The 10687-nt window shown below is 38.1% G+C and carries 10 protein-coding genes; 5 read left to right on the forward strand and 5 right to left on the reverse strand.

Annotated elements, in window-relative coordinates; all coding sequences use genetic code 11:
* Positions 1 to 12: 12 nt before the first annotated feature.
* The 3 genes from tig to clpX all read left to right on the forward strand — a co-directional run bounded on the left by tig (position 13) and on the right by clpX (position 3491).
* Positions 13 to 1335: a trigger factor gene (gene tig, locus MWU82_RS21140; RefSeq protein WP_247097815.1), complete on the forward strand. Its 1323-nt coding sequence runs from the start codon at positions 13 to 15 to the stop codon at positions 1333 to 1335.
* A gap of 142 nt (positions 1336 to 1477) precedes the next feature.
* The gene (clpP, locus tag MWU82_RS21145) at positions 1478 to 2158 is read left to right on the forward strand and encodes an ATP-dependent Clp endopeptidase proteolytic subunit ClpP (RefSeq protein ID WP_215950209.1); all 681 of its coding nucleotides are present in this window, start codon (positions 1478 to 1480) and stop codon (positions 2156 to 2158) included.
* A 97-nt stretch (positions 2159 to 2255) separates the two neighbouring features.
* Positions 2256 to 3491 carry an ATP-dependent Clp protease ATP-binding subunit ClpX gene (gene clpX / locus MWU82_RS21150; RefSeq protein WP_215950208.1) on the forward strand — a complete coding sequence of 412 codons (1236 nt, stop codon included), beginning with the start codon at positions 2256 to 2258 and terminating at the stop codon, positions 3489 to 3491.
* A gap of 64 nt (positions 3492 to 3555) precedes the next feature.
* On the opposite strand, the gene MWU82_RS21155 is transcribed toward clpX, so the two are convergent.
* Together MWU82_RS21155 and MWU82_RS21160 are read right to left on the reverse strand one after the other, a co-directional pair.
* Positions 3556 to 4104, reverse strand: a complete 549-nt coding sequence (locus MWU82_RS21155; RefSeq protein WP_215950207.1) for a hypothetical protein — start codon at positions 4102 to 4104, stop codon at positions 3556 to 3558.
* A gap of 74 nt (positions 4105 to 4178) precedes the next feature.
* Positions 4179 to 5693, reverse strand: a complete 1515-nt coding sequence (locus tag MWU82_RS21160) for a GH3 auxin-responsive promoter family protein (protein ID WP_215950206.1) — start codon at positions 5691 to 5693, stop codon at positions 4179 to 4181.
* A 276-nt stretch (positions 5694 to 5969) separates the two neighbouring features.
* Between MWU82_RS21160 and MWU82_RS21165 the strand changes: the two genes are divergently transcribed.
* A complete protein-coding gene (locus MWU82_RS21165; protein ID WP_215950205.1) occupies positions 5970 to 6764 on the forward strand; it encodes a DUF2797 domain-containing protein in 795 nt (264 codons plus the stop codon).
* A gap of 186 nt (positions 6765 to 6950) precedes the next feature.
* Complete coding sequence (locus MWU82_RS21170) at positions 6951 to 8273, forward strand: deoxyribodipyrimidine photo-lyase (protein WP_247097816.1); 1323 nt, start codon at positions 6951 to 6953, stop codon at positions 8271 to 8273.
* A gap of 132 nt (positions 8274 to 8405) precedes the next feature.
* Here MWU82_RS21170 and MWU82_RS21175 read toward each other — a convergent pair whose 3' ends face one another.
* The 3 genes from MWU82_RS21175 to MWU82_RS21185 form a co-directional block, all read right to left on the reverse strand.
* Positions 8406 to 8858, reverse strand: a complete 453-nt coding sequence (locus MWU82_RS21175) for a sterol desaturase family protein (protein WP_215950204.1) — start codon at positions 8856 to 8858, stop codon at positions 8406 to 8408.
* 344 nt (positions 8859 to 9202) lie between these two features.
* Positions 9203 to 10039: a phytoene/squalene synthase family protein gene (locus MWU82_RS21180; protein ID WP_247097817.1), complete on the reverse strand. Its 837-nt coding sequence runs from the start codon at positions 10037 to 10039 to the stop codon at positions 9203 to 9205.
* Positions 10040 to 10153: 114 nt separating this feature from the next.
* On the reverse strand, positions 10154 to 10687 hold a 534-nt coding region (locus MWU82_RS21185; protein ID WP_247097818.1), incomplete at its 5' end, for a fasciclin domain-containing protein.

The following is a 10687-nucleotide window of genomic DNA, read 5'->3' on the forward strand; positions in this document are numbered from 1 at the left end:
TTAGATATAGAAATGAACATCACTAAAGAGCAGATTGACGAATTAAATGCAGTAGTAAAAGTTGCGGTAACCAAGGACGATTACTTCGATAAGGTAGAAACAATCTTAAAGGACTACAGAAAACAAGCAAATATACCAGGTTTCAGAAAAGGTCAGGTGCCCATGGGATTGATCAAGAAACAATACGGAAAAGCCGTTTTGGTAGATGAGGTAAACAAACTGTTACAAGACAATCTCAACAAATATCTTACAGAAGAAAAATTGGATGTTCTAGGAAATCCACTTCCAAAACAACAGGACAACTTTAACTGGGATTCTGAAGAATTTGCATTTGAATTTGAATTGGGACTTGCCCCTAATTTTAATGTAGACCTTAAGTCGAAAAAAGCCATAACGCACTACAAAATTGTTGCCGACAAAAAAATGGTCGATGAGCAGGTGGAGCGTATTCAAAAGCAATACGGAAAATTGATCAACAAGACCGAAGTTGGAAAAAAGGATGATGTAAACGGTGTTTTTAAGAACGAGGCAGAGGAAATAGACAATAAGACGGTAATCGAGATCGAAAAAATAAAAAGCAAAAAAGCATTGGACAGTCTTTTGGGCAAAAAAGTGGGCGATGTAGTTACCTTAAACACAAAGGGATTGTTCAAAGAGGATTATTTATTGGGCAGTTCTTTGGGTATCGATGGTGAAAAATCCGAAAAATTGGATATCGAAGTTACTTTCACCATTGAGGAAATTAACGAAAAAGAACCAGCAAAATTGGATCAGGAACTTTTCGACAAGTTGTTCGGGAAGGATGTTGTTACCTCTGAAAAAGAGCTTAAAGAACGAATCAAGGAAGATTCGGAAAAGCAATTTGAGCAACAGTCCGATCAGAAATTATTAAATGATGTTACAGAACATTTTATAGACAACATCAAATTTGACCTTCCTACGGAATTTTTGACCAAATGGATTCAGATGACCGGGGAAAAACAATTGACCGAGGAAGAAGCGAACGAAGAATTTGAAAAATCGGAAAAAGGCCTGCGTTACCAACTAATTGAAGGCAAGATTATTCAAGAAAGCGGTATTCAGATACAGTTTGATGAGCTAAAAGAATTTGCAAAAGGCTTTATTAAGCAACAAATGGCGCAATTTGGTCAGTTGGACCCTAAAGAGGAGGAGTTGGATAATATTGCCGCAAGGGTACTTTCCAACCAAGATGAGGTAAAACGTCTTTCAGAACAATTGATGAGCCAAAAGCTTTTGACCCTTTATAAGGAAAAGGCAAATTTAAAAACGAAAGAAGTTACTTACGAAGACTTTGTTAAGGAAGTATACGGGTAATTCAAATTAGTTGAACCTTACATTTTAAATACGCTTCGATAGGAGCCAATAAAATAAAGTTTCGCTAAAAATAAGTATATTTACAGTGTCGAAGAGTTGATTTTCGACACTTTTTTTATCTTATAAAACTATTGATTAAAATATGGATTACGGGAAAGAATTCAAAAACTATGCTATTAAACATCAGGGAATAAATAGCATGTATTACGATACTATTTTAAGTAGTATGTACCCCACCAACCTTACTCCAAACATTATTGAAGAAAGACAGCTAAATGCAGTAGCAATGGATGTTTTTTCGCGATTAATGATGGACCGGATCATTTTTCTCGGAACAGGGATCAATGACCAAGTTGCCAACATTGTACAAGCACAGTTATTATTTTTGGAAAGCACGGATGCTTCCAAGGACATACAGATATATATCAATTCCCCAGGTGGAAGTGTTTATGCCGGTTTGGGAATCTATGACACCATGCAGTTCATTAAACCCGATGTGGCTACAATATGCACAGGAATGGCTGCCTCTATGGGAGCCGTACTCCTATGTGCCGGAGCAAAAGGAAAGCGTAGTGGACTGACCCATTCCAGGGTAATGATCCATCAACCACTTGGCGGCGCACAGGGCCAGGCCAGTGATATTGAAATTACAGCCAGAGAGATCCTAAAACTTAAAGACGAATTGTACCAAATCATTGCACAACATTCTGGACAACCCCTTGAAAAAGTAAGTGACGATAGTGATAGGGATTACTGGATGAAAGCAGACGAAGCCAAGGAATATGGCATGATCGATGAGATCTTGGTAAGGGATAAGGACTAGAGACGACTAAAAGATTCGAAAAATCCGGGTTCCATTCTGTACGGATGCACCAAAGTGTGGATTATTTCGTTACTATTATTGAAAGTGATAAAATGATATGGCAAAAGAAAATTTAGAATGCTCTTTTTGTGGTAGAAAGAAACCAGAAACCAATCTATTGATTGCAGGTCTTGATGCGCATATATGCGATCGTTGTATAGAGCAGGCACACGGTATTGTCGCCGAAGAATCCAAACAGACCAAAAACAATGATCTTTCCTCCGAATTAACATTGAAGAAACCTTTGGAAATAAAGGAATTTTTGGACACCTATATTATTGGCCAGGACCGTACCAAAAAAGTAATGTCCGTTGCTGTGTACAACCATTACAAAAGACTTCTACAACCAAAAAGCAAGGAAGACGATATAGAGATCCAAAAGAGTAATATTGTAATGGTAGGCCAAACCGGGACCGGAAAGACCCTTATGGCTAAAACCATTGCCAAGATGCTCAATGTACCTTTGGCCATTGTTGACGCTACCGTACTTACTGAAGCCGGTTATGTTGGGGAGGATGTAGAAAGTATACTTACCCGCCTATTGCAGGCAGCAGATTACAATTTGGAAAAGGCAGAACGCGGTATCGTCTTTATAGATGAAATTGATAAGATTGCACGTAAGAGCGACAATCCTTCAATTACTCGCGATGTATCAGGGGAAGGAGTTCAACAAGGACTTCTTAAACTATTGGAGGGAACAGTGGTTAATGTTCCGCCCAAAGGAGGTAGAAAGCACCCAGATCAAAAATTTATAGAAGTAAATACAGAAAATATTCTATTCATTGCCGGAGGTGCCTTTGATGGAATTGAAAGGCATATCACCAAAAGGCTGAACATGCAGGCTGTAGGCTATAGCGCATCCAAAGCTGAAGAAAAGGTAGACAACGAAAATATTCTACAATACATTGTACCTAAGGATTTAAAGGACTTTGGATTAATACCAGAGATTATTGGTAGACTACCTGTACTCACCCATATGAATCCATTGGACAAGGAAACCCTAAGGGCCATTTTAACAGAGCCCAAGAATGCCATAATTAAACAATATGAAAAATTGTTTAAGATGGATGGAATTTCCTTTAAGATTACGGAACAGGCGTTGGACTATATTGTAGAAAAGGCCATAGAATATAAGCTGGGAGCAAGAGGTTTGCGCTCCTTATGTGAAGCCATTTTCACAGACGCAATGTTCGAATTCCCAAGTTCTAACGAAAAGGAGTTTAAGGTAACAAAACCTTATGCCGAAGAGAAATTATCCTTTGAAACCATTAAAAAGTTAAAAGCAGTCTCTTAAGACTGCTTTTAACTTTTATAAAACCTATAAATTGTTTTCCATAAATAAGATGGAAACGCAGGTGTTAAGCTACATATTGTTTTTGCATAACCTTGGCCAATAAATCTTGGCAGACCTTGCTGATAATTTTCTCATCGGTGTAGAGTTCATGCCCAAAACCCTTCACAACTTCAACATCTACACCAATTTGATCAGACCATGTAGATAATGGCCTAAACTCATCATTTTGTCCATAAAGCAGTTTAATACCCGCTGCTGCCGGCCTCTCGCTCTCAAAACGCAATCTGGTACTGGAAGTAGTATATAACGATTTTAAGGGCAAGCCTTTAAGCGCAGCTTTCCAGGCTATGGAACCACCAATACCAAAAGTCAAATAATGACTGGGCTCCGTTTCCTTTTTAAGCAAATGGGCAACCGCAGTTTCCACTCCCCCATCAATAAATTCCTTGTGGATATTTTCAGGAGAATTTACCTCCAAACTTATATTTGCCAAATGCTGACAATCATAAAAGGTAATATCATAATACTGTTGCAAATAACCCAAATAGGAGGTAATCCATAGCCCTTTTTTAGAACCCCACATATCTGATAATATCACTAATCTGTTCGCCATAATAAAAAGTATAAATTGTTAAAGGGAAACATTTAATACCTCTAAATTGAACATATTGACCGTTTAAATCACATTTATTTGTTCATCTGAAGCAATTCCTCGATATAATCCCTTTTATTGGACAATCTTGGAATTTTATGCTGCCCTCCCAACTTATCTTTTGATTTTAGCCAGTCATAGAATAGGTTTTCCCTGGCAATATGAACTTTGGGAAGTTTTAAAGTAATGTTGTTATAACGCTTGGCCTCATAATCCGAATTCAAGGATTTTAGTGCATTATCTAGAATTTCGGTAAAATAAGCCAGTTCTTCGGGAGCCTTTCTAAACTCTATTATCCACTCATGGGCACCTTTTTCCTTGCCTTCCATAAATATCGGCGCCACCGTATAGTCCTTTATTTCGGACCCCGTTTTTTTACAAATGGTCTTCAAGGCTTCTTCAGCATTTTCTATGATCAACTCTTCCCCGAATACATTAATATGATGTTTGGTTCTTCCGGTAATCTTGATCCTATAGGGATTGGTAGAGGTAAACCTCACCGTATCACCTATTTTATACCTCCACAGACCCGCATTGGTAGTAATTATTACCGCATAGTTCCTATCCACCTTCACATTCCATAACGGCAAGGTGATCTGCTCACTTGTACCGTAAGTTTCCATAGGAATAAATTCATAGAAAATTCCATAATCCAGCATCAGTAAAAGATCGTCCGCATTATTTCTATCCTGAATGGCAAAAAATCCTTCGGAAGCATTGTAGATTTCATAGTAATTAAAGTTTTTGCGCGGTAAGAGTCTGGAATATTGATCCTTATAGGGGTTAAAGCTTACCCCTCCATGAAAATATACTTCCAAATTTTCCCAAACCGTAAAAAGGTGTTCCTTTCCTGTTTGCTCCAGGACATTATTTAGGAGCACTAACATCCATGATGGCACTCCGGCCAAGCTGGTTACGTTTTCCTGAACACTTTCCCGGATGATGGCCTGTAACTTAGTCTCCCATTCGCTCATCAGGGACACCTTGTTACTAGGGGTACTGCTCAGTTCTGCCCAGAATGGCATATTATCTATAAGAATGGCAGAGAGATCACCAAAAACAGTACCATTATCCTGATAGAGTTCCTTACTCCCGCCCAATCGCAAGCTCTTGCCCGTAAACAACTGCGAGTTTTCATTGTTGTTTAAATATAGACAGAGCAGATCCTTACTGGATTTATAATGGCAATCCTCCAAAGCCTCGGAACTAACGGGTATAAACTTGCTCTTAGCATTTGTAGTACCACTACTCTTAGCGAACCACTTAATGGTTGTGGGCCAAAAGATATTTTGCTCCCCCCTTCTAGAACGCTCTATCATAGGTTCCACCTCCTCATAGGAGACTATAGGTACCCGCTCTGCAAAGGTTTCATAACTGGCAATAGATTCAAAATCGTACTTCCTTCCCATTTCGGTATCCTCGGCAAAGGACAATAACTGGTGCAACACCTCATCCTGCACCTCCTCAGGGTACTTTAAAAAAAGTTCAATCTGATGATATCGCTTTTTCAACAGCCAAGAAGCAATGGAATTGAATAATGTTATTGGCATTTTTAGGTATCTTTATCGCTGTTTAAAGCAGGGTTTTGAGCTAAGTGCCTGTTATAGAATTTATGAATGCTTTTTTTATGCCTGTTTTTGCACAATATCTTGTAAAATTTACAACACTAGCCGTTGCTAGGATTATAAATTTACCTTAAAAAAGTATCAAAAATGACATATAAAAATTATAACTATAAATTCCTAAACAAGCTCTAAATTAAATCGGCTAAAAATAGCTTTAATTGAATTCATATTCAAATTGATTTTACGTTAAGCAGAAAAAATATGCAGTATCAAGGAGTTTTAAGAAAAATGCAAACCGAACTGGCAGATCCCATTCAATATTACCTAATATTTGATGGTGACTTTTTAAATCTGAACCAGGTATTGAACAAGGAACTTACAATTTCCTTTATAAAATATCAATGTCTAAATTGCGGGGAAGATCGCCCAATTTTCAGACAAGGTTTCTGCAGAACCTGCTTTTATGAAATTCCTACAGCCGGGGATTGGATCATGAGGCCGGAATTAAGTACGGCACATCTGGGCAAGGAAGACCGTGATCTAGAATATGAAAAAAAGGTTCAGTTACAGCCGCACATCGTTTATCTTGCCAATTCCAGCAATATCAAAGTAGGCGTAACACGCAAATCGCAGGTACCCACTAGATGGATAGACCAAGGTGCCCATGAGGCTATAGAAATTGTTGAAGTCCCCAATCGTTATTTGGCCGGTGTTACCGAGGTTGCTTTAAAGGAGCACATCGGCGACAAGACCAACTGGCGTAAAATGTTGACCAACAATGTAGATGATGAAGACCTTGTGGAATATAGAAATAAATTAAAAAAATACATTCCGGAAGAGGCGGCCACATATTATATAGAGAGCAATACAGAGACCCATCTAGAATTTCCCGTGCTACAATACCCTCAAAAAGTAAAAAGTCTTAACCTGGACAAAACACCAACCTATAGCGGAGTCTTAAAAGGCATAAAAGGGCAATATCTAATTTTTGAAGACAGTACGGTCTTTAATGTCAGGGGAAGTGAAGGATACGTTGTTAGTTTGGAAGTGAAGTAGATCATATACGTGGAAAACATTGATTTTCATGCCATTTATCATTAAATTGTCCTTGTAGTTGGATTACCCCAAAATTACCAATTGGGATAAGAAGGCTGGTTTATTCAATCCCTATTCCTTATCGGTTTAGACCCTTAAACCTAAACTCATAATAATTTATTTCCAATTAATACAATGGCACCAAATATGAGTAATGAACACATTCCCACCTTATCCAAGGACCAAAGCCCAATTTCTATTTTTTGGTTTAGAAGAGACCTTCGAATAGAAGATAACACGGCACTGGCAGAAGCATTGGGCAAGGACATCACCGTTTTGCCCATATTTATTTATGATCGCCTTATTTTAAACGAATTGCCCGAAGATGACGCCAGAGTAAATTTCATCCATCAAACAATTTTCAAAATAAAAGAAACCTTAAAAAACCATGGCTCGGACATTTTGTGTTTGGACGGCGAACCGGTATCAATTTGGAAGGATTTGATTTCCAAATTTAATATAGTTGCCGTTTATACCAACCGTGACTACGAACCTTACGCCATTGGCAGGGATAAGGAAATTTCCGAAATGCTGGCCGAAAAGGATATCCCCTTTTTTAGTTTTAAGGATCAAGTAATATTCGAGGAAAACGAAATTGTAAAAGGCGATGAAGAACCCTATACGGTTTTTACGCCCTATAAGAATAAATGGCTCGCGAAATTTGAGGAGGAAAATAACATATCACTTAGGACCCCCAAACTGGACAACCTTATTAAAGGAGATTACCCATACTTATCTTTGGAAAATATCGGTTTTAAAAAATCGGATATTGAGGTACAGGACTTTGACCTGACCCAATTACATCTTTATGCGGACCAAAGGGATTTCCCGTACGAAGACATCACCAGTCACCTCAGTCCCCATTTAAGATTTGGAACCATAAGCGTAAGACAGGTAATTGCCCAGATTGATAAAAAGCATGCCGTTTTTTTAAGTGAACTCATTTGGAGGGAATTCTTTATGCAAATTCTATTTCATTTTCCCCATGTTGTAACCCAAAATTTCAGATCCAAATATGATGGTATCCAATGGAGGAACAACAAGGAAGAGTTTAGACTTTGGTGTGAAGGAAAAACGGGATATCCCATGGTGGATGCCGGCATGAGGCAGCTGAACAAAACCGGTTTTATGCACAATCGGGTACGGATGATTACTGCCGGTTTTCTCTGCAAACATTTATTGATAGACTGGACGTGGGGAGAAAGTTATTTTGCCAAAAAATTATTGGATTATGAATTATCCTCCAACAATGGAAACTGGCAATGGGCTGCCGGAACAGGATGTGATGCAGCTCCCTACTTTAGAATTTTCAACCCCTTATCACAGCAAAAAAAGTTTGACAAGGATTACAAATATGTAAGAAAGTGGATTCCTGAATTTGACTCCTTTGAATACCCGGACCCAATAGTTGAGCATAAATTTGCCAGGGAAAGAGCTTTGAAAGCGTATAAAATCGGAATTGATTCCTAAAAAAAAAGCAGTTTCCCAAATCTTTAAATCCCCTTAAATGATTTTTTTGATTTAGCGTTAACCATGGTTATGGAGTTTAGCTCGTTTAAACGAGGATAAAGTGAACCTTTCTGGAAAAGAGAGAGTCTAAATTTAATTTTGTCTGAAGTATTTTTTGGGCACCAGCAGCATCCCGAAACATTCCCCTTCTTCCTTGCCCATATTTTTATGATGAATTTTGTGTGCCTTCCTTAACCCCAGCAAATACCTGTTCTTGATGTTTTTAAACCATTTAAATCTTTGGTGAATTAGTACATCATGTACCAAAAAATATGCCATACCATAAAATAGGATCCCCAGACCAATAAAGAATAAATAGTTAAGGGCCGGGGTTACTCCAAAATAAAAAAGCGCAATACTAGGAATGGCAAAAATCACAAAAAAGGCATCGTTTTTTTCAAAAACATGAGGGTATTTAGGCTCGTGGTGGTCGGCATGTAAAACCCACAAAAAACCGTGCATCACAAATTTGTGAGTACACCAGGTTACCACTTCCATCACTATAAAAGTCAACACAGTTGTAAGAATATACAATACTATTTCCATTTGCCTTTTTTTAATATCACTCATTTCTTATTTAAGGATTTTGTTCCAATCTGAGACTAAAGGAAAGTCCTTATACTTAATGACTAAACTACTTATCCCTAGAAACACAATACCTAAAGGAGGTGATTTCGATTGATTTTTAATTGTTAATAGGTTGTTTGAGGTAATGTTGTCCGGTCGATCCTGCCTTCCGCAGGCAGGCGCATCCCGATAGTTATCGGGAGAGACTTCAATTTAAAAATATAACTGCCTAAAACCTCTCGACTGCGCTCGAGGAGACAAAAACATTGATTTTAATTAATTGACAATCAATTATTTGCATTAAAATTAAAATCGAGCTCAAGTTAAATAGCGTTTAACTTGTACCTCACATAGCCCTTGGCCAATATCACCATTTTCATAGGATTGGATATATGAATTCTGCCGCTCAGTATTTTTTCGGATTTGGTGTTTTTTAGTTTTTTCAGCAGGTTGGAATAATACTTATAGGCAATATAGACCCCTAACCTACTTTCTATAGGTAATTGAACCAAACCTTTATAGGCTTTTTTAAAGTCCTCCTCAATTTCTGTGATGATTTCCCTTTTTACCTCATCGGTCAATTCCTTTTGCTGTACATTGGGAAAATAGGACCTGCCCAAACTTTCAAGATCCTGTTTTATATCCCTCAAAAAATTTACCTTTTGAAAGGCGGAGCCCAGGTATTTTGCCGAAGATTGAAGGGAATTGAATTTCTCGTCATCATTGTCTACAAAAACCCTTAAACACATGAGACCCACCACATCGGCCGATCCATAGATATAATTTTCGTAAGCCTCCTTGGTCGTATATTCAGAAACCTCAAGATCATACTTCATACGTTCCAAAAAAACATCGGCGTATTCATAAAGTTCATATTTATGCACTACCTCCTGAAACGAATTTATAATAGGATTTAAACTAATTTTTCTTTTTAAGGAAAGTTTATATTCTTTGATAAATTCCGCTAGTAATTCTTCTTGATCATAATCGTGAAAGGAATCCACAATCTCATCAGCATACCTAACAAAACCATAAATGGCGTAGATTGCCGGTCTTATTTTAGGCGAAAACAGCCTAATACCCAAAGAAAAGGAAGTACTATAGGTATGGGTAACCAATTTACTACATTTTATACTGGAAGAATCGAAGAGCGCTTTCAAAATTTAAGATATTTAATTTTTTAATAATACCAATATGATAAAGAATAAAGTGAAACTGACGACCATTTAATGGCCGTCAGTCTCGGTAACCAAAATAAAGCACTAACCCTAATCTTAATGCAATAGGGCATCTATTGCCTCTTGTGGTAACAATACTTTATCAATTACATGTACTACTCCGTTACTAGCAGCGATATCAGCTGGTGCTACAGCTGCGTCCACATCGGTTTTATCCTGAATGAACACCCCACCTGTTAAGTTAACAGTTACGGATTCGCCCTGGGCGGTCTCTACCATTTGTCCATTGGACAGATCTGTGGAATAGGCCGCTGTTCCGGCAATTACGTGATATTTTAAAATCTGTGCCAACAATGCTTTTTCCTCGGGAGTATCGAAATCGCCCAAACCGTTGTAATCATCACCCAATGCATCCAATAGGGCAGCAAAGGCGGTATCGGTAGGTGCGAACACTGTAAAGGGACCTTCTGTCTGTAACAGGTCTACCAAACCGGCATCTGCCTGTACCAATGCTCCTACCAAAATAGATAGAAATTCGGTGTCCATTGCCAATTCCACAATATTTGGTGTTGGTGGCATTAGAGCATCCAATGCCTCCTGTGGCAATAATACTTTATCAATTACATGTAC

The organism is Arenibacter sp. S6351L (assembly GCF_023016025.1).
Taxonomy (GTDB): Bacteria; Bacteroidota; Bacteroidia; order Flavobacteriales; family Flavobacteriaceae; genus Arenibacter; species Arenibacter algicola_B.